At 32.9% G+C, this 18578-nt stretch carries 18 protein-coding genes and 1 pseudogene; 16 read left to right on the forward strand and 3 right to left on the reverse strand.

What is annotated here, in order from left to right; translation table 11 throughout:
- The first annotated feature begins 310 nt into the window (after positions 1-310).
- Positions 311-865: an undecaprenyl-diphosphatase gene (locus C568_RS0101090; protein ID WP_018780508.1), complete on the forward strand. Its 555-nt coding sequence runs from the start codon at positions 311-313 to the stop codon at positions 863-865.
- Between the two features lie 285 nt (positions 866-1150).
- The gene (locus C568_RS0101100; RefSeq protein ID WP_006094925.1) at positions 1151-1648 is read left to right on the forward strand and encodes a DUF421 domain-containing protein; all 498 of its coding nucleotides are present in this window, start codon (positions 1151-1153) and stop codon (positions 1646-1648) included.
- Here C568_RS0101100 and pdxR read toward each other — a convergent pair whose 3' ends face one another.
- Positions 1649-3115, reverse strand: a complete 1467-nt coding sequence (gene pdxR / locus C568_RS0101105; RefSeq protein WP_018780510.1) for a MocR-like pyridoxine biosynthesis transcription factor PdxR — start codon at positions 3113-3115, stop codon at positions 1649-1651.
- Between the two features lie 148 nt (positions 3116-3263).
- On the opposite strand from pdxR, the pseudogene C568_RS31655 reads away from it, so the two are divergent.
- Positions 3264-4171, forward strand: a pseudogene (locus C568_RS31655) (DMT family transporter).
- 180 nt (positions 4172-4351) lie between these two features.
- Here the strand turns inward: C568_RS31655 and secY are convergent.
- On the reverse strand, positions 4352-5656 hold the full coding sequence (gene secY, locus C568_RS0101115; protein WP_018780511.1) for a preprotein translocase subunit SecY: 1305 nt from the start codon (positions 5654-5656) through the stop codon (positions 4352-4354).
- A 656-nt stretch (positions 5657-6312) separates the two neighbouring features.
- Here secY and C568_RS0101120 point away from each other — a divergent pair.
- From C568_RS0101120 to C568_RS0101170, 11 genes are all read left to right on the forward strand, one after another.
- Positions 6313-7104 carry an arylamine N-acetyltransferase family protein gene (locus C568_RS0101120; RefSeq protein WP_018780512.1) on the forward strand — a complete coding sequence of 264 codons (792 nt, stop codon included), beginning with the start codon at positions 6313-6315 and terminating at the stop codon, positions 7102-7104.
- A gap of 151 nt (positions 7105-7255) precedes the next feature.
- Positions 7256-7906, forward strand: a complete 651-nt coding sequence (locus C568_RS0101125; protein ID WP_018780513.1) for a YdeI/OmpD-associated family protein — start codon at positions 7256-7258, stop codon at positions 7904-7906.
- A gap of 326 nt (positions 7907-8232) precedes the next feature.
- Entirely contained in the window at positions 8233-9348 is a 1116-nt protein-coding gene (locus C568_RS0101130; protein ID WP_018780514.1) for an NAD(P)/FAD-dependent oxidoreductase, read from the forward strand.
- Positions 9349-9537: 189 nt separating this feature from the next.
- Positions 9538-10101, forward strand: a complete 564-nt coding sequence (locus C568_RS0101135; RefSeq protein ID WP_018780515.1) for a GNAT family N-acetyltransferase — start codon at positions 9538-9540, stop codon at positions 10099-10101.
- Positions 10102-10227: 126 nt separating this feature from the next.
- Positions 10228-10602 (forward strand): nucleotide excision repair endonuclease, encoded by a 375-nt coding sequence (locus C568_RS0101140; protein WP_006094986.1) that lies wholly within the window; start codon positions 10228-10230, stop codon positions 10600-10602.
- A 175-nt stretch (positions 10603-10777) separates the two neighbouring features.
- Positions 10778-11401 carry a DUF4352 domain-containing protein gene (locus C568_RS0101145; RefSeq protein ID WP_018780516.1) on the forward strand — a complete coding sequence of 208 codons (624 nt, stop codon included), beginning with the start codon at positions 10778-10780 and terminating at the stop codon, positions 11399-11401.
- 142 nt (positions 11402-11543) lie between these two features.
- Positions 11544-12323, forward strand: coding sequence for an undecaprenyl-diphosphate phosphatase (locus tag C568_RS0101150; RefSeq protein ID WP_018780517.1), 780 nt, complete (start codon positions 11544-11546; stop codon positions 12321-12323).
- Positions 12324-12627: 304 nt separating this feature from the next.
- A complete protein-coding gene (locus C568_RS0101155) occupies positions 12628-13959 on the forward strand; it encodes an NAD(P)/FAD-dependent oxidoreductase (RefSeq protein WP_018780518.1) in 1332 nt (443 codons plus the stop codon).
- Positions 13960-14040: 81 nt separating this feature from the next.
- Complete coding sequence (locus C568_RS0101160) at positions 14041-14562, forward strand: GNAT family N-acetyltransferase (protein ID WP_018780519.1); 522 nt, start codon at positions 14041-14043, stop codon at positions 14560-14562.
- 32 nt (positions 14563-14594) lie between these two features.
- Positions 14595-15116, forward strand: a complete 522-nt coding sequence (locus C568_RS0101165; RefSeq protein WP_018780520.1) for a YfiT family bacillithiol transferase — start codon at positions 14595-14597, stop codon at positions 15114-15116.
- A gap of 5 nt (positions 15117-15121) precedes the next feature.
- A complete protein-coding gene (locus tag C568_RS0101170) occupies positions 15122-15595 on the forward strand; it encodes a GNAT family N-acetyltransferase (RefSeq protein ID WP_018780521.1) in 474 nt (157 codons plus the stop codon).
- 177 nt (positions 15596-15772) lie between these two features.
- Here the strand turns inward: C568_RS0101170 and C568_RS0101175 are convergent, their stop codons facing one another.
- Positions 15773-16150, reverse strand: coding sequence for a PH domain-containing protein (locus C568_RS0101175; RefSeq protein ID WP_003197904.1), 378 nt, complete (start codon positions 16148-16150; stop codon positions 15773-15775).
- Positions 16151-16341: 191 nt separating this feature from the next.
- Here C568_RS0101175 and C568_RS0101180 point away from each other — a divergent pair, with 191 nt between their 5' ends.
- Positions 16342-17193 (forward strand): patatin-like phospholipase family protein, encoded by an 852-nt coding sequence (locus tag C568_RS0101180; protein ID WP_018780522.1) that lies wholly within the window; start codon positions 16342-16344, stop codon positions 17191-17193.
- 181 nt (positions 17194-17374) lie between these two features.
- The gene (locus C568_RS0101185) at positions 17375-18568 is read left to right on the forward strand and encodes an alpha/beta hydrolase (RefSeq protein ID WP_018780523.1); all 1194 of its coding nucleotides are present in this window, start codon (positions 17375-17377) and stop codon (positions 18566-18568) included.
- The last annotated feature ends 10 nt before the right edge of the window (positions 18569-18578 follow it).

Here is an 18578-nt window from a genome sequence, read left to right on the forward strand (position 1 = left end):
AGTATGATGACAAAAACCTTTAGCCATAATTATGACTAAAGGTTTTTGTTGTGGGGAAATTTATATAGAACCAATAATTTTTAAGGAGGTAAAGTTCATGGAAGATAATAAAAAATCAATTCTCGCTTTTATAGTGTTATTTCTAGGTTTAGTGTTCATTGTTGGAGGGATGGTTTATAGTTTGTGGGGACCATTTTAAATTCATTGGTGAACAATTGCCACCTAGGCAATTCAGTCATAAACTGTTTTCCATTTTTTATTAGTTAATGGACTTTATATATCATTTCAGAAATAAAGGAGAACATTTATAATGAATTATATGCTGTTTAAGGTTATAAATCGTCTTGCTGGACGAGGAACTACTATGGATGCGATAATGGTTTTTCTTTCACAGAAGACGCGTTATCTATACCTTTTCATATTAATATTTATGTGGTTTAGAAACAATTTCTACAAAAAAATTATTTTGTATGCAGGAATTTCAGCAGGAGTTACTTTATTTATAAACCGTATCATCCAACTTTTTTATTTTAAACCTCGTCCTTTTATTTTCCATCGAATTCGTTTGCTTATCCCATCAAAGAGTAATTCCTCATTTCCAAGTAAACATACTGCCTTAGCTTTTGCTGTAGCGATTTCCGTTTTACTTCGTGAACGTTTAATTGGCTCTATTATGTGGTTATTAGCAGTTTTGACAGGTTTTTCACGTATTTGGGTAGGACATCATTATCCATTTGACATAATCGGGAGTGCTGTTATAGGTAGTCTAACAAGTGTGATTATTGATAAGAATACATATACATTTCAGTCTCTTATTACTTGGATTATAAATATATATTCATCGTTCACAAAATTATTTAAATGAAAAAAAAGAAAAATTCCCTATGTCATTCTTGGGAATTGTACCAAATAAAAAGAGAACATCCGCTTCTTTTGTTTTATGGAGTAGAGCAAGAGAAGGCACAAATTGAAAATCTCTTTTGGAATTTTAAAAAATCTAGTAAGGATTGACTAGGATAACTAAAAACAAGTACATGCTAGGGAGTGCTAGTATATACTTGTTTTTAGTTTTTAGGAACTGTGTGAACAATAAAGAATTTAATTAATGGTAATGTTATTCATAAATTAGCATTAAAGGAATGGATTGTTGATGAATATTTTTTTTGAAAGCATAATTTTAATTGTTACGGGTATCCTCGCTTTAAAATTAACCGGAAGTAAATCAATTAATCAGATGACAAGAGCTGAAATTATTATCGTTGTCTCTATTGGGCGTATTATTGTAGAACCAGTGCTAAGTAGAAAAGTAGGACCGTCTATCCTTGCTGCTTGTATATTTTCAGGTGTTTTATTTATTATTCATTATGTAGAAATGAAATCAAGAGGGATGGAACAATTTTTAAATGGTAATAGCATTGTTATTGTTGAAAATGGAGAAATTTTGAAAAATAATTTGAGACGTACGAAAATGACAGAACAGCAACTGCTGATGTATTTAAGAGAACAAGGAATTCATGATATTAAAACATTACAACAAGCAACGGCAGAACCGAACGGTCGCGTTGGTTATCAACTAACAGCTGGAGCACAACCAGTTACTTGCGAAATGTTAGAAAAGATATTGCACCAATACAACCTGAAAAAATAGTTAATATGGAGATATATTAACTGTTTTTTGTTGTTTTAGGGAGTTTAGCAATACGTTATGAAATCTTTTTAATCCAATCAATATGTCTTTTTCATTTAACATAGAATAACTAATTCGTAAATAGTTATATTTTGATTCATGATTCAAAAAACAAGCCGTTCCTGGTAGAAAAGAAACGTTCGCTTCATTCGCTTTTTTAAGTAACATAAAAGCATTGATTGAATCTGGAAGTGTAATCCATAAATTAAAACCACCTAGAGGTTTTTGAAAATGAATTTCCCCTGTTAGAGAAGTTAATATTTCTAGTGTTGTATCGCGTCTTAGTTGTAATGCAGTGCGTAATTTTTCTAAATGATTTTTCATTCTTTCTGCTCGTAAAAATGGAAGAAGTGCCTTTTGTGGTAGTAACGGACTTCCTATATCCATTGAAGCTTTCACAGCATATAACCATTCAAAAATAGGTCCTTCTACAGCTAATGCTGCAATACGAAGGCCTGGCGCTAATGTTTTACTGAATCCTTTTAAATATATAACGTGACCATTTGTATCAAATGTTTTAAGTGGAGGTGGAATTATAACTTCATCAAAATATATTTCCCCAAAAGAATCATCTTCAATTATAAAAAAATGATACAGTTCTGCTAGTTCTACAAGTTCATTTCTCCTTTGGCTACTCATTATAGTACCTGTAGGGTTTTGAAAAGTAGGATTCACATATACTAAAACGGGTCTCTGTTTTTGACAAACTTCATCGATTAAATCAGAGCGAATTCCTTGTTCATCAAGCTCAATTGGTATGATTTTAACCCCTTTGTTTATAAATACATCAATTGCTGCACCGTAGCACGGGCTCTCTATTATAACTGTATCACCTGGTTGTAATAATGTTTGAGCGATTAAATCAATTCCTTGCTGGGCGCCACTTGTAATTAATAAATTAGAAGGATCTACAGCTAGTCTTTGATAATCTTTTAAGTATCTTGCAATTTCTATTCGAAGCTCTTCATCTCCTTGAACTGGTCCATAAGTTGCTAATATCATTTGATCTTTGTCTATTATTTTTTGCATTTCATCCGAAAGAAATGGATTAGGTAAAAGACGAGGATAAAGAATGGCCTGTGAAAAATCATAATATTTCCTATGTTGATTCATTACATATTGAGATCGCATGACATTGATTGATTTCGTATGTTGCCAATCATACGGCGTAGGCTGATGCTTCCGATGTTCATGTTTATGTATATACACACCTTTTCCTTGTTTAATTTGTACATAGCCTTTTGTTTCCAGCTGTTTATAGGCTTTACGAACGGTTAATATACTTATTTTCAAATCATCTGCTATAGTACGTAAAGAAGGTAAGGAATCACCATGTAATAACATTCCACTTTGAATCCGCTCAACAACTTGCATATAAATTTGTTGATAGAATGGTATATTAGACTCTTTGCGTAGTACAATTTTCATGATCTCACCTGAGTTTCTTTTTAATTTAATTAAATCTAAAAACATATGTAGGAGCAACTATAGATTTATCCAACTGTTATATACGTTGATATACTGTTATACACTGTTTCCTCTATACTCATCTTAAAAATCAAAAGGAGGAAACATAATAGTCATTTTTAATTATATTTTAATTTGTATGATTTTCGGCACAACATTTTTAACGATAAAAATTGGGATTGAAGCGGGGGCACCACCATTATTCTCGGCGGGAATCCGTTTCTTTTTAGCGGGTGTTATTCTAATCATCATATTTACCTTAAAACGGAAAGGTATTATACCATATCTACTTTCAAAACGAATTATATATGCTGGTTTTTGTTTAACCTTTATGACATTTGCAACATTATATTGGGCTGAACAGTATATTTCTTCGGGTTTAGCAGCTGTTCTTTCTGCAACAGGGCCAATGATGATTTTGTTATTACAATCGAAGAGAAATAAAACAAAACTACAACGGGAGCAATTTCTCGCTCTAATCATAGCGCTTATTGGAGTTGTTTGTATCTCCTTACCAGGGATGCACCAACAACTCACTTTTATATGGAGTATCGCTTGCCTTGTCATATTAGTCGGCGAATTATTTTATGGCATAGGTTCCATCCATTCAAAAGAAATACTGTCAGATCTGCCAAAAGTATCGCCGTTTCTCATTAACGGAATCCAAATGTTTTACGGTGGACTTTTTCTTCTGATTAGTTCTACTTTTATAGAACAGCCAAATCTCGATATATTAACATCTTGGAGTGTACAATGGCCCATTCTATATCTTATCTTTGTAGGGTCAATTGTTTATATTATTGGCTCTTGTCAAAGACCAATCCAGTATTCCCATCAACTTGGCTGTATGTATCTCCATCAATTGCTGTTATTACAGGATACGTATTTTTAGGAGAACCAATTAATCCAGTAATGGGAATCGGAGCGTGTCTCATCTTGATTGGTGTATTTTTAGCAAATCGCTCTACACTTGGAGTGTACTTTAAACAGGGGAGATTATTGAAAAAAGAAATGTAACATGATTGTATTTCAGTTGTGAAATAGAAGAATAAAATAGTGTGTTTATGACAATGGAATTGATATGTAATTAAATGTTTTTTTATATGTATACTGTTGTTTTTCAAAGTTACATAAATAAAAACCCTCTCATATAGAAAATGAGAGGGTTTCATTATGCCTAATTTGTATGTAAAAATATTAGTTTACTTTCTTTATAAACCCTTTATAGTGACGCTTCACAAGCTGGCTTTCTAGTGTTTTCATTGTTTCTAACGCTACCCCTACAATGATGAGTAAACTTGTACCACCAATTTGAGCAGAAGGTGGTAAAGTAGCCACTTTCGTAAATACAATTGGTAAAATTGAAATAGCACCTAAGAAAATTGCACCAATAAACGTTAAGCGATACAAAATTTTTGTTACATATTTCTCTGTCGATTTCCCTGGTCGAATACCTGGAACGTAGCCATTTTGCTTTTTCAAGTTTTCGGCCATTTGTTCAGGATTTACTTGAACAAATGCATAGAAGTATGTGAAAGCAATAATGAGTCCAACGTAAAGGATCATTCCAACTGGATGTGTAAAGTCCAGATTTGTACTTAACCATTTAGATATATCAGAGTTAGGGAATAACTGCGCAATGGTCCGTGGTGTCATTAGAAATGCAGAAGCAAAAATAACAGGAATTACACCCGCACTGTTTACTTTAAGCGGTAAATGTGTATTTTTTGCCCCTTGATATTGATTATTCCCTGAAACAGCTTTTGCATATTGAATAGGTATTTTACGAATTGCCTGTTGGATGTAAATAACACCAACAACGATCGCTAAAATAATGAGTCCAATCAATACTACTTTTACAATATGCATAAAGAGTTGATCTCCAGCATTTTGGAATTGTTGTAAATAAATTTGATTTACGACATTTGGAATCGCTGCAACAAGTCCTGCAAAGATAAGCATTGAAATTCCGTTACCTACGCCGTTTGCAGTAATTTGTTCACCTAACCAAAGTAAAAATGCAGTACCAGCAGTTAGCACTGTAGCGATAAATAAATACGTAGTCCATCCTGGATTAGAAATTAGTTGCCCGCCTGCTATATTGTTAAAGCCAATAGACATTCCAATGGCTTGAATAAATGCGAGAATGATTGTAAAGTATCGGGTAAACTGAGCTGATTTTTTACGGCCCATTTCCCCTTGCTTTGCCCACTCTGTAAATTTAGGTACAACATCCATCTGTAACAACTGTACAATAATGGAGGCTGTAATATATGGTGTGATACCTACAGCAAAGATTGAGAAGTGTTGTAAGGCTCCTCCGCCAAATACATTAAGCATACCTAAAACATTGGCTTGATCTTGTACTTTTAATACCTCTGCGTTAGTATGAGGAACTGGTATAAACGTGCCAATTCGAAAAACAATTAACATCGCAAGTGTAAAAAAGATTTTCCTTCTTATCTCAGCTACTCTCATAAAGTTTGAAATCGTACGAAACATCGTGTCGCCTCCTGTATTTTTTAGCAGTTATCTAAAAAGAAAACTGTTTTTTTATATCCTGATGAACGAACTACAAGCCTCCTTCCGTGTAGAATTCATTTGACAAATGGATTTTCATACATTTTGTAGTGTTGTTATGGATATAAAAAATACAAACGTTTTTATAAGCGATAGATTTATTTTCGTAATCATTCAATAACCATAATATAACTAATAAATAAAAAAATGTACATAGATACGCATGAAAAATGAATGAAAAGGGTAATTCTTTACATTGTTATATGAAGAGTTGGTTACATAAGTTTGTAATTGTTATCTATGTATAAGTAGAGAATTATCTACAATTGATAGCAGTCAAGTTGTGGCTGTAGCGTAGGATTAAGTGTTAATAGGAAGTGTGTTTACTCCAAGTGATATTCATACACCTTTATGGTTATGGAATCAATATTTCCGGACCTTGTTGTTCAAAACACATTAAAATAAAATGAAAAAGAAGTAGATGCTGGTGTTTCAAACATCGGTATCTACTTCTTTTTATTAAAAATCAGGAATTTTGTACCGGTACAGTTATTGTAAATGAACATTGTTGATGCTCTTCATAGCTTTTAAAATTAGCATATAATACATTCACTCTAAATATTGAAGGGGTGCTTTATATGACAGAGTTACAAGATCAGTTTTTTGCAAGGTTAAACCTAAAGAAACAACAGACTGTGAGATTTGAGGACTTGAACAAAATAATTAGCGCAATTGCGTATGAAATTCCGTTTGAGAATTTAGATATCGTAACAGGTAATACGAAAGAAATTTCTAAAGAGAATTTACAAAAGAAAATACTAATGAGTTCACGAGGTGGGCTTTGCTATGAAATGAATTCTATTCTATATTACTTATTAAAAGATTGTGGATTCGATGTGAAGTTAGCATTAGGCACAGTTTATAAAAGTGATTTAAATGTATGGGCTCTTGAAGAAAGCCATATTACAATCATTTTAAATTATGATTCAGTATCGTATTTAGCTGATGTAGGAATTGCCTCACTTGTACCTCTCACACTTGTACCGTTTACTGGTGAGATTGTTACTTCAAAAAATGGCGAATATCGTGTTAGGAGAAAAGATACAGATAAAGGAACTTATATTTTAGAAAGACGAGACACTCATTCGTGGCATGACCCACATGAAAAGATAGAATGGAAAGTATGTCATGCTTTTCGTACGGATCCTATTGATGAAACAACTTTAAATGAAGTTCAAAGAAAAGTCATAGAAGATGAGAATTCTAGTTTTAATAAAGGGCCGATTGCAGTAAAACTTACGCATTCTGGATATGTCTCTTTGACGAAAGATAGTTTGACTCAAGTAATGAATGGTCAAAAAAGGAAAAGTGTAATTACAGAGAATCACTATAAGAAGCTCTTACATGATATATTTAACATTGAAATGTAAACCTTACCTTTGCATTCAAAATAGAAATAGTATGATCCTTAATGTAAAAGCGTCATGGTAAATAAATGGTTTGGTTTGCACAGTAAGGTCATTCTCTTTTATGGTAATATAGGTACGATAAAAGTAACAATGAATAAAAAAGGAGTCTACTATGTCAGTTATCGATAAATTGAACCTTAGTAAATATAGTAATATGGCAGTGATTAATCAACCAAACGATTATGCCCTTTTTACTGAACAAGCAATTAAGTTATCTAAAGATCATGATGCTATTTTCATTTTTGTAGAAACAATTGATGAGATGGTAAAGTACACGCAACTTATTATTAATAAGCAAATATTACTCGAAAAAGGTTATTTATTTTTCGCTTATCCGAAAAAAGGTAACACTCGTTATGAAACTTTTGTTCACAGAGATGAAATATTTCCAGCAATGAACGTTGGAGAAGATGGATATGTAGGCAATAGTGATATTAAGTTCGCACGGATGGTAAGTATGGATGATGTCTTTACTGTCGTTGGTTTGAAATGCGAAAAAAAGAAAGTTAAAAAGACATCTGCTGCCAGTCAATGTGTTTCTGATTATGTAGAGAATATTAAAGATGTAGAAGTATTATTAGCTAAACACCCAAATGAACTTCAGTTTTATCAAAGTTTAACACCAGGCTATCAAAAAGATTGGGCACGCCACATATTCTCAGCAAAACAGCAACAGACACGTGAAAAGCGTGCGCAGCAAATGGTTGAAATCCTTTCACAAGGTTATAAATCAATTGATTTATTCCGCAGAAAGAAGAAATAAAGAAGATTTAATAGTAAAACTAGGATATTCAAAAAGAGTGGAATTTTTTTAAAGTGTAGTTATAGGTACCGTAAGTCTAATTTTAAGATGTAAAACATATTCTTGATCTCATCAAGAATATGTTTTTTTATGAACTTCCGTTTTCGATATCAAAATACATAATGATGACACAATTAATAGAAGAGAAAAGTTGAAAAAACATCTCCTTCAAGTATACTGAATATGATTCAGAATTTATGAGAGTGGCTTTTTACAGCACATAAAATGTGTAGAGCTCTCGTGCAGTAAATAGAATATAAAAGAATGAATAAGAAAAGGTGTTTGAAATGAAATCGTATATTGTAGTTGGAGCTGGAATTTTAGGGGCGTCTACTGCTTATCATCTCGCTAAAGAGGGAGCTCGTGTTACTTTGGTTGATCGCCAGGATTTAGGACAAGCAACGGATGCAGCAGCAGGAATTGTATGTCCATGGCTTTCACAACGGCGTAACAAAGCTTGGTATAAAATCGCGAAAGGTGGAGCGAGATATTACGCTTCTTTAATCCAGCAATTAGAAGAAGATGGTGAAATAGATACAGGTTATAATCGAGTAGGTGCTATTAGCCTACATACAGATGATAAAAAGTTAGATCAAATGGAGGAGCGAGCATATAAACGACGTGAGGATGCTCCTGAAATTGGCGAAATCACTCGTCTATCACCAGAGGAAACAAAAAAATTATTCCCGCCGTTATCGGAAGAATATGGAGCTGTGCGTATAAGCGGTGCTGCTCGGGTAAATGGACGAGCACTTCGTCAATCTCTTGTAAATGCTGCGAAAAAACATGGCGCTACCTTTATAAAGGGAGATGCTGTTTTAATTCATGAAAACAATTATGTTAAAGGTGTTCATGTAAATGGTGAAACAGTAACGGCAGATCAAGTAATTGTTACTGCAGGAGCATGGGCAAATGAGTTGTTAAAACCTCTTGGTGTTAACTTTCTTGTGACTTTCCAAAAAGCACAAATTGTTCATTTACATATGCCGAATACGAATACTGAAAATTGGCCAGTTGTTATGCCGCCAAACGATCAATATATTTTAACTTTTGAAGATGGCCGTGTAGTTGTAGGTGCAACACATGAAAATGATACTGGTCTTGATTATCGTGTTACAGCTGGTGGTTTACATGAAGTATTTGATAAAGCATTGTCTGTGGCACCAGGGTTAGAAAATAGTACGATGCTGGAAACAAGAGTTGGTTTTAGACCATTTACACCAGGTTTTCTTCCAGTCATTGGTCCGTTACCTAATTTTAAAGGTATACTAGTTGCGAACGGCCTAGGTGCTTCTGGATTAACAGCAGGTCCATACTTAGGTTCAGAACTTGCAAAACTTGCTCTTGACCAACCGATAGAATTGGATTTAAGTCATTATGATGTAGCTGGTGCACTTGAATAGTGATTAGATCTAGAAACAAAAAAAGATTAGGAATAGCTACCTAATCTTTTTTTGTTTCTTTTTATATTTGCAGAGGGAATTTTGAGCATTTTGGAGAAAAGCTATATTGATTGTAAATTTGAAATAGATAGCATGAAAATTATAAATCAATTACACATACAATTTTAGAGGATTAAGGAGTTGCCTTAAGTGTATAACGTTGAAATAAGAAGACCAATCATTGGTGATTATGAAGAGTTACATCAATTGTTTCATACAGTCATTGTAGATACGTTTGCTAGAGAAGGTTTATCGGAGTTGACTGGCGATATAGAAAATGAAATTGAAACTAAAAAACAGTACTTGAAATGTGACTTTGATAGCGACGGGAAAAATCGATATTTTTTGATCGCTGTAGACAAACATTGTAATAAAATTTTCGGCACAATTGAATTTGGGCCATCTAGTAAACTGATTAATAATTGCACAGATGGCGCATTAAAAGACTTATATGAGATAGGGACTGTATTTGTACTCCCGAATTACCAAAGACGCGGCATAGGTAATTTGCTTTTAAATGCGATTTTTCTTACCTTATTGGATAAAGGAATAAAAGAATTCTGTTTGGATAGCGGATATACTAACGCACAAAAAATATGGAAGAAAAAATTTGGAGAGCCTAACTTTTTGTTAAAGGATTATTGGGGCGAGGCGTATGATCATATGATTTGGAGAAAATGCATAAATGATATACCTATAATATTTAGTAGATAATGAAAGTTGTTTTAGCAAATCGATTGTATAAATTTAATTAAATTACATTTATAATCAACACGCATAGCTTTTCTTTCATACTTATGCTATTATTTACCTTTACTATAAAAGAGGACGTGAAGTAACTTGATTAAAATTGATTTACCTGCAGTTGATGTTTCTATAACAGAAAGAAAACAAGTAATAAAAGGCGATGAGCCAAGAATCACTCCAATTCATGGATTCATTGATTTCCACCTGTTTCCAAGAGATAAAGGCGGCATTTTTATGTTTTATAACATTAATGATGAACTTCTTTTTGTTGGGAAAGCACGTAAAATAAGACAGCGTATTAAAAAGCATTTTGAAGACAATGTTTCACCAATTCAAGCACATCGCGATGAAGTATACCGTATTGATGTATGTATTGTAGAAGATCCAATGGAAAGAGAAATTTACGAAACATACATCATTAATGAACTTCAAGCGAAGTATAATGTTGATAAAGTATTTTATAAATAAAATAAGAGTAATTTAAAACATGATCTTAGTATTATATTAAGGTCATGTTTTTTTATTTAATAAAAAACATTTGATCCCCTTAGACTATTCGACAAAATATAACAATGCAAAAAATTGTTTTTTGCTATGATAAATAGGAAATTTATATATTGTGTTTATTGGGGGATAAAAAAGGATGTTGAAAAAATTTACTACATGTATTTTGGGTGGCGCTTTAGTATTTAACTTATCTGGGTGTGGAAGTACATCTGACAAAACTTCTTCTGAATCTAAAGAAACCACTTCTAAGCAAGAAGAAAAGAATGTGAAAACACACGATACAACGAAAGGGAATACAGATTCGAAAAACACGGAACAAACAAAAGAAAAGACAAAAATAAAAGAAAAAGAGTATTCATTAAACAAAACTTTTAATACGCCAAAATTTGATGTAACTGTGAAAAGAGTTGTAGAAAGAGATAAGGTTGGTAAAGAAAGTATAGGGATCCAAGAGCCTGAAAATGGACATGTCTTTATTGTTATAGAGGTTGAAGGGAAAAATATCACAAACGAACCGATGAAATTAGCAGTTTTGCCATCAGTTGATTTAGTGGATGAAAATGATAATGCTTACCAAAGTGATGTGTGGGCAACTAGTAGTTATGAGGTTGAAAAAGGCGAGACCTCTACTATTAGTAAGGAATTAAAACCTGGTGATGTAAAGAGAGGAAATAAAGTTTATGTGATTAATAAAGAAAAGTTTGATACAGGTAAATGGTATGTTCTTGTTAATCATGAACATAAAGAACAAATTAAATAAAGTTTATGTTAAGAGGGTATATACCCTCTTTTTTTGTTGTTTGGAAAAGTCCTTAAATCTTGAATTCCTTTACCTTTCTTTTCTTTCATAACAGGTAAAAACAAACATATACTGGTACAAGCAAACAAGAAAGGAGACAATCATGAACTGGTTAGAAGCTTTTATATTAGGAATTATTCAGGGATTAACGGAATTTTTACCTATAAGCAGTACCGGACACTTGTATTTAGGAAGACATTTGTTTCATTTAGATGAAGCTGGGCTTTTTTTAGACACGATGCTGCATATTGGTACCCTGTTAGCGGTGTTTATTTATTATAAAAAAGAGTTTATCTATTTAATTAAAAATCCACTTTCAAAGCTTACATTTTTACTCATTGTTGGAACAATCCCAGCAGTTATAATTGGCTTATTATTTAAAGATTTCTTTGAAGAGATTTCAAAAACGGGTGTAACAATCGGATGGGAGTTTTTAGTGACAGGTTTGTTTTTATATATGGCAGAGAAACAAAAAAATGGACGTAAGAAAATGGATGACATTACATATCAAGATGCTTTTATTATTGGTTCGTTTCAAGCGTTTGCTATTTTTCCAGCAATCTCTCGTTCTGGTATGACGATTGTCGCAGCACTTTGGAGAAAATTAGATCGTGAAACAGCTGCATATTTTTCGTTTTTGTTATCTACTCCCGCTATTGTTGGAGCAATCATTTTACAGTCTGTAGACGTATTTCAAGGGAAAGCTGAAAGCATTTCAAGTACATCGTTAATCGTTGGCGCCTTATCTGCTGCATTTTTTGGATATATTGCAGTATCTTGGATGATTCAATATTTAAAGCAGCATTCTCTTAAAGTATTTGCATATTATGTTTGGGCTCTAGGCATTATCATTTTAACTTTACAGTTCACTGGCGTATTTTAAGGAGAACGACCTTGAAAAAATACAGTCATGCAATAATCTTATTTTATGCTGAGTCTTGCTGGTGAACGTTATTAGATAAACAATGCTATTTTTAGCGGAATTACATGTTGATTCTTTGCTTAAATAGTACTTGTAATTAAGGGGAAAGACGAATAAATGTTGATAAAAAAATCCTGTTGCGCAATTTTATAGCAGGATTTTTTATTTTATGATTCTATTAATATGTCAGAAGAATAAAGAGGAAAATGAAAAATTTATTTTAGCATCATGAAAGTAGCGGAAATATCTTGCGGGAGGTAAAAAAATGTTAGGAAAAGCAATCGTTATTGGTGGAAGTATAGCTGGGAAACTAGCAGCAAAAGCTTTATCTGATTATTTTCAAGAAGTAATAATTTTAGAAGCAGGCGAAGAATGGAATGAAAAAAGGCCTAGAAAAAGAGTACCTCAAAGCCATCATCCTCATGTGTTATTAAAAGGTGGTGAAGTAGCAATTGAGAAATTATTCCCGGCAATTATGAATCAATTAAAAGAAGATGGTGGTATCGAAAATAATTTTACTGGGGATTTGAAATGGCATCATTTTGGTTTATGGAAACAACCATTTATCGGAGAGTTGAATGCGGTTCAACAAAGTCGTCCTATGCTTGAGTGGCACATACAAAAAAGAATGAGTGAAGTAACTAATATTACAACAAAATATGAAACAATGGTTGAACAGTTGATAATAGATCGGCAGCATAACAAAATCTCTGGAGTAAAAGTGCGATGCGTGAAGACCGGAAATAAAGAAAATTTCCACGCAGAACTAGTTGTGGATGCAAGTGGATTTGGTTCGAAAACTATAGAATGGTTAGAAACACATGACATAGAAGTAAAAGAAGAAAAAGTATGGATTCAATTATTTTACGCGACTAGGGTATTCCGTCTAAAAAAGAATGAATATCCTGATTGGTGTAATTTACTTATTTCTCCTAGCTTTCCTGAAAATCCTTATGGCGCCTTTATTCAAACCATTGAAGACAATCGATATTTCGTGACTTTTAGCGGATACGCCAATGAAAATGCACCAAAAACAGATGAAGAATTTCTTGCATTTGCTTATAAGTTACCTGCACCAGATGTCATTCATTTTCTTGAACAAGCAGAGCCAATTACAGATATAAAAATACATAAGATTCCATACCAAGTTCGTCGTCGATTCGATTTAGTGAAAAATATGCCAAAAGGATTTTTAGTAATTGGAGATGCTCACTGTCGCTTTGATCCAGTTTTTGGACAAGGAATTTCTGTCACTGCTATGGAAGCTGAAGAATTACAAATGTGTTTAAAGAAGGGGAAAGTGCTAGAGAAAGATTTTACGCGTGACTTTTATAAGCGAATTTCAAAAATTATTGCAACGCCGTGGGAAATGGTTACTACAGAAGCTTTCCGTCACCCTAAGATAAAAGGAGAAAAGCCTTTTATACAACCATTTCAACAATGGTATACGAAAAAAATATACCAACTTTCCGCGAGTAATACAGACGTTTACATTCGTTTAGTTAGGGTCATGAACCTTATGCGTAGTCCCCTACATCTTCTTCATCCTAAGGTATGGCTTGCTATTCTTACAACTCGAAAAAATAAAGGAGGTTAATCTCATTACAAGCAGTAGGATTTTAACTATTAAATGGAGAATTTATAAGTAGATAATTGATTAAAAAGGAATGAGTCATGAATGGAAATATACATAGAAAAATTAAAGAAACAAGATGCGGAAGAATTGTTTGCTTTTGAGAGTTATAATAGAACTTTTTTTGAAAAGATGGTACCGAGTCGTGGTGATGATTACTATGTTTATGAGACGTTTCAATCTAAACATGATGAATTGTTAAAGGAACAAAAAGAAGGCACTTCCTACTTTTATCTTATACGGAATATGGAAAAAACAATTGTAGGTCGAATAAACTTAGTAGACATAGAGAAAGATAGAGAATTGGGATATCTTGGTTATCGTGTAGGAGAAGATTTTATCGGAAATGGAATTGCAACTAAGGCCGTCCAATTACTCTTAATTCAAGCAGCAAACCATCAAATTATCGAAATTCATGCAAAGACAACAAATAATAACATTGCTTCACAACTAGTATTAGAAAAAAGCGGCTTTTCACGTACCGCAATTGATAAAAAAGGTATAGGGTTAAATGGTCAAATGATTAATTTCATTCATTACGTTTGGAAACATACTAAAGTATTATAAAGGAAATTTTAAAACAAAAGGGGAACAATACAATGCAGGACTTACGTTATCCAATTGGGAAGTTTACTTATGAAGGAAATATTACGGAGGAAATGGTAGAAAAGTGGATTCAAGAAATTGAAAATCTCCCTGCAAAACTAACAAAAGCAATTAACGGTTTAGATAAAGAACAGCTAGATACACCTTATCGAAAGGGTGGATGGACAGTACGGCAAGTTGTTCATCATGTTGTCGATAGTCATATGAATAGTTATATTCGTTTTAAGTTAGCTCTTACAGAAAATAACCCGACAATTAAACCATATATGGAAGAGAAATGGGCAGAGCTCCCTGATTCAAAATTACCTGTAGATGTTTCCCTTGTATTATTAGATTCATTACATAAAAGATGGGTAAATGTATTAAGCTCTTTAGAGCATACAGATCTTGAAAAAACTTTTAATCATCCTGAATCAGGTGAAACAAAACTGGAGGTAGCAATTGGATTATATGCATGGCACGGTCGGCATCATACTGCACATATCACTTCTTTACGGGAGCGATTAGGGTGGTAAATGTTATGGAAATAACACTAGAAAGAGCAATAAGTTTTGATGCGGAATATATTTTCAATATTCAAGTACAAGCATTTAAACCGTTATTAGAAAAATATAAGGACTATAAAACGAATCCTGCTAATGAAACAATTGATAAAGTAATTACAAGAATAAACAATCCTTATGGTGGATTTTATAAAATATTAGTTGATAATACTCTTGCGGGGGCTATTTGTATATTTTGGAAAGAAAAGACAACGGAATTCTGGATAAGCCCTATGTTTATTCTGCCTATTTATCAAGGGAAAGGGGTAGCCCAGAAAGCACTCGTTTTAATAGAGAAGATGTTCCCACAAGCAACTAGTTGGGAATTAGCTACCATTTTAGAAGAAGAACGTAATTGTTATCTGTATGAAAAAGTGGGCTACATTCAGACGGGGTTAAGAAAGAAGTTGAATGATAATACAACACTTGTTTATTATAAGAAAAAATTATAAAAATAGATTTTAAAAGGATAGATACAACAGAGTATATCTGTATTATCTATCCCTTTATTTTGGTCCTATATAATACAATGCTGCGAAGTTTTTTTGTATTTTTAAAACAAAACAATGCATGTTGTTCCAAAAAACACGGGGTTATAACTTTTGTTTTTGTATAAAAATGCAAAGGCGTTATTTTGTTGTATATTTTACTAATGCTTTTTGAACGCTTAAAATACTGTCATCACTTTTAAATTCCTTTGTAATCGGTTCATGCATACTAGATACCCAAATTTTAAGTTCTGCATCTAAATCAAAATGACCTGCTGTTTCAATGCTAAATTGTGTAATGCTTTTATATGGAATAGAATGATATTCTGTTTTCTTACCAGTTACTCCTTGTTTATCTACTAAAATCATTCGTCGATCTGTAAATACAATTAAATCTCGAATCAATTTATACGCATACTCAACTTGTTCATCATCAAGCATAATCTTCTGTAAGTCACGCTCAACATTTTCTGTACTCGTATCAGATGCATTTCCGAAAATACCACTAAATAAACCCATATAAAATTCCTCCTTTATGATCTGTGGAATGAGTTTCTTTTATTGTATCATGTTATAGACTAAGAGATTCTTACAATGCAGCAAGAGCTTTTTTAAGCAAATGCAATGAATTTATTGATACTTCATCATAATATCTTGTGCTAAAATATAAGTGTTTAGAAAATCAAGAAACAAATATAGAGGGATTATAAATGAAAAATATCGGTTTAGTATTAGAAGGTGGAGGCATGAAAGGGTTATATACAGCAGGGGTACTTGAGTACTTTATGGAAAATGATTTGTTTTTCCCATATGTAGTTGGAGTATCGGCAGGAGCATGCATGGGTGCAACTTATTTATCGCGTCAAAAAGGAAGGAATAAAAAAGTAAATACAGAGTTAGTATCTGATCATCGTTATATATCTTATCGAAACTTAATACGAAAAAGAGAATTGTTTGGTATGGACTTTCTTTTTGATGAAGTGCCTAATAAAATTGTACCATTTGACTTTCAAACTTTTTCACATGCAAATGAGCAATTTGTAATAGGCACAACAGATTGCGAGACAGGACAAGCTGTTTATTATAATAAGCAAGAGCATGGGAATGATATATTGAAAATTATTCGCGCATCAAGTTCTGTTCCATTTATTGCTCCAGCTGTGGACTATGATGGTAAAAAACTTTTAGATGGGGGGATCATTGATCCTATCCCTGTTCGAAAGGCACAAATAGATGGATTTCAAAAAAACATTGTTATTATGACAAAGCCAAAAGGATATGAGAAAAAGCGTAATAAGTTTTCACCAATGGCAAAATATTTATATAGACGATATCCGAAAGTCTCTAAGCTTTTAGTAGATCATTATCGGTTTTATAATGAGAGCATTTCATACATGTCTTCAGATGAACAAAAAGAAAACTTTTTTGTAATTCAACCAAGCATGCAGCTTCCTGTTAGTGGGATTGAAAGAAATAAGGACAAGCTTGTTAATTTATATAATCTTGGGTATCAGGATGCAAAGAATCAGTATGAGCAGTTATTAGAATGGATAGAGAAATAATAACTATAGGGGTGAACAGTGGATACTAGGAAACAGCATGTAAAATAAGAATGTAAACACACAGACTATATTGTTTGTGTGTTTTTGTTCATAAAATATACAACATTAGTACCCTGTTTATATAGGAATTTATTTACAAAAAAAGAAGTACTAATATACTGCAGTGGAGGAGGGAAAAGGAATGAAGTCAATACTAAGCCCCAAAATAACAGAGCTTACAGATCAATTAAGCAATGGAGATACACGAGCTTTTCATACATTTTTAGATGAACTCAAAGCAAATGAGACGCCACTTATAGAAACTTGTCCAATGAATAATCAGTATCATCTTATTACTTACATATGGCTAGGCGATAAAGACACAGAAAATATTTATGTATTTGGTAGTTATCCTGGTTGGGATCTTCATTCTAATCGACTAGAACGGCTTTCAGACACGAATTTATGGTACAAAACATTCAGAACGAACAAAAAGTTTATTTCTACCTATCACTTTTCAGTTAATGATTATTTTGAACAAAATTGGATAGCGCGTAGTGAACAGTATCAGTTAGATCCATTTAACAGTCATATATTTGGAGAAGGAACAGATAGAGCAGCTGTTTTAGAAATAGGAATGGAAATGCAGTACGATAAAAGATTCCCTAAAAATTATAATCCTCAGGGAAAAGTTGAAACATATTCTTTTTACAGTTCTGTTTTAGGCAATACACGAAAGATATATATTTACACACCTCATGATTATTCTCTTACATCAAGCCTTCAAAATCTTATCCTCACATTTGATGGAAACTCATTTATGCAAAATCTTTCAGCACCAGCAACACTCAATCATCTCATTCATAAACAAGAAATACCTTCGTGTATTGTTGTTGGAATTGAACACGTAGATCGATTAAATGAGCTTACTTATAACGACAAGATGAATGCATTTTTAATAGAAGAGCTACTTCCTTGGATTCAAACAAAATATCATGTATATAAGGATCCGGCGCATGCAACAATTGCTGGTTTAAGTTTAGGTGGCCTAGCGGCGTTTTATACAGCACTTCAGAATCCTCATGTTTTCGGAAATGTGCTGTCATTGTCAGGTTCTGTACATTGGAAAAAGGACGGGTATGAAGAAAAACTTCCCTGGATGGAGAAACAATTTTTATCAATTAGTAATACGCTGAGATTACGTATGTATATGGCAGCTGGAACTCTTGAGAATGAATCGCTTTTAAAAGCCAATAGGAGCCTGTATAAGACGCTTAGAGAAAAAGAATACCAAATTACCTATAGTGAGTTTCAAGGCGGTCACGACGAGATTTGGTGGCGAGAGCAACTTACTAAAGGTTTATTAGCATTAAATAATTCAAGATCGTTATCTTAAAAAGAAATGA

Origin of the sequence: Bacillus sp. 95MFCvi2.1 (assembly GCF_000374965.1) — a bacterium.
GTDB lineage: Bacteria > Bacillota > Bacilli > Bacillales > Bacillaceae_G > Bacillus_A > Bacillus_A pseudomycoides.

Bases quoted from the DNA above. Each gene is read 5' to 3' on its own strand.
- C568_RS0101090 (WP_018780508.1), top strand. From the start codon at position 311: ATGAATTATATGCTGTTTAAGGTTATAAATCGTCTTGCTGGACGAGGA.
- C568_RS0101100 (WP_006094925.1), top strand. From the start codon at position 1,151: ATGAATATTTTTTTTGAAAGCATAATTTTAATTGTTACGGGTATCCTC.
- pdxR (WP_018780510.1), bottom strand. From the start codon at position 3,115: ATGAAAATTGTACTACGCAAAGAGTCTAATATACCATTCTATCAACAA.
- secY (WP_018780511.1), bottom strand. From the start codon at position 5,656: ATGTTTCGTACGATTTCAAACTTTATGAGAGTAGCTGAGATAAGAAGG.
- C568_RS0101120 (WP_018780512.1), top strand. From the start codon at position 6,313: ATGACAGAGTTACAAGATCAGTTTTTTGCAAGGTTAAACCTAAAGAAA.
- C568_RS0101125 (WP_018780513.1), top strand. From the start codon at position 7,256: ATGTCAGTTATCGATAAATTGAACCTTAGTAAATATAGTAATATGGCA.
- C568_RS0101130 (WP_018780514.1), top strand. From the start codon at position 8,233: ATGAAATCGTATATTGTAGTTGGAGCTGGAATTTTAGGGGCGTCTACT.
- C568_RS0101145 (WP_018780516.1), top strand. From the start codon at position 10,778: ATGTTGAAAAAATTTACTACATGTATTTTGGGTGGCGCTTTAGTATTT.
- C568_RS0101150 (WP_018780517.1), top strand. From the start codon at position 11,544: ATGAACTGGTTAGAAGCTTTTATATTAGGAATTATTCAGGGATTAACG.
- C568_RS0101155 (WP_018780518.1), top strand. From the start codon at position 12,628: ATGTTAGGAAAAGCAATCGTTATTGGTGGAAGTATAGCTGGGAAACTA.
- C568_RS0101160 (WP_018780519.1), top strand. From the start codon at position 14,041: ATGGAAATATACATAGAAAAATTAAAGAAACAAGATGCGGAAGAATTG.
- C568_RS0101165 (WP_018780520.1), top strand. From the start codon at position 14,595: ATGCAGGACTTACGTTATCCAATTGGGAAGTTTACTTATGAAGGAAAT.
- C568_RS0101170 (WP_018780521.1), top strand. From the start codon at position 15,122: ATGGAAATAACACTAGAAAGAGCAATAAGTTTTGATGCGGAATATATT.
- C568_RS0101175 (WP_003197904.1), bottom strand. From the start codon at position 16,150: ATGGGTTTATTTAGTGGTATTTTCGGAAATGCATCTGATACGAGTACA.
- C568_RS0101180 (WP_018780522.1), top strand. From the start codon at position 16,342: ATGAAAAATATCGGTTTAGTATTAGAAGGTGGAGGCATGAAAGGGTTA.
- C568_RS0101185 (WP_018780523.1), top strand. From the start codon at position 17,375: ATGAAGTCAATACTAAGCCCCAAAATAACAGAGCTTACAGATCAATTA.